Here is a 665-nt window from a genome sequence, read left to right as displayed (position 1 = left end):
AGCGTGGTGACGTCCAGACTCAGGTCGCCGCCGCTGGCGAGCAGGCCATCAGCGCTGTTGTCCAGCAGGCCGTCCACCGTCACCTGCAGCGTGGACGTGCCGGCCGCCTGCACGGTACCGCCGACATTGCGCAGCTCAGCGGCGGTGAGGTGAGTATTGCCCGCCGCGGCCAGGGTGCCCGCAGTGTTGTCGAGCACACCCGACACGCTCAGGCGCGTATCGCCGCTGCCAGCCGCCTGCAGCGTGCCGGCGCGGTTGTTGACCGCGCCCGCATCCAGTTGCAGTGCGCCGTTGGTGGCGACCGTACCGCCGTGGTTGTCCAGCGTGCCACGCACCTGCAGGCGCAGGTCATCCGTGCCGGCCGCGATCAGCTGTCCGCCGGCGGTGGTCAGGTTGCCGGTGGCGACGGCGATGCGCTGGGCGACCGTCGTACCGTTGGTCAGATCCGTCGTTTCGCCGCGAAGATCCAATGCGCCATTGCTGGCGATCGTGCCGCGCCGGCCGTTGAGGGTGTCAGCACGGATCGACAATGCGCCGTCGCCGGCGTGTTCGATGCGGCCGTCCGTATTCCCAAGCGTACGGGCATTCAAGCCAAGATCGCCGCCGCTGGCGAGCAGGCCATCAGCGCTGTTGTCCAGCAGGCCGTCCACCGTCACCTGCAGCGT

1 protein-coding gene is annotated in these 665 nt (G+C 69.3%); it reads right to left on the bottom strand.

The window, feature by feature from the left end:
- The coding region (locus tag AC1DGW_RS16825; protein ID WP_478025195.1) for a hypothetical protein at positions 1–665 on the bottom strand (665 nt) is incomplete at both ends.

This window comes from Stenotrophomonas sp. 05N423, from assembly GCF_056397145.1.
Note: the sequence above shows the minus strand (reverse complement) of the source record. Positions and strands in the feature narration are given on the sequence as shown.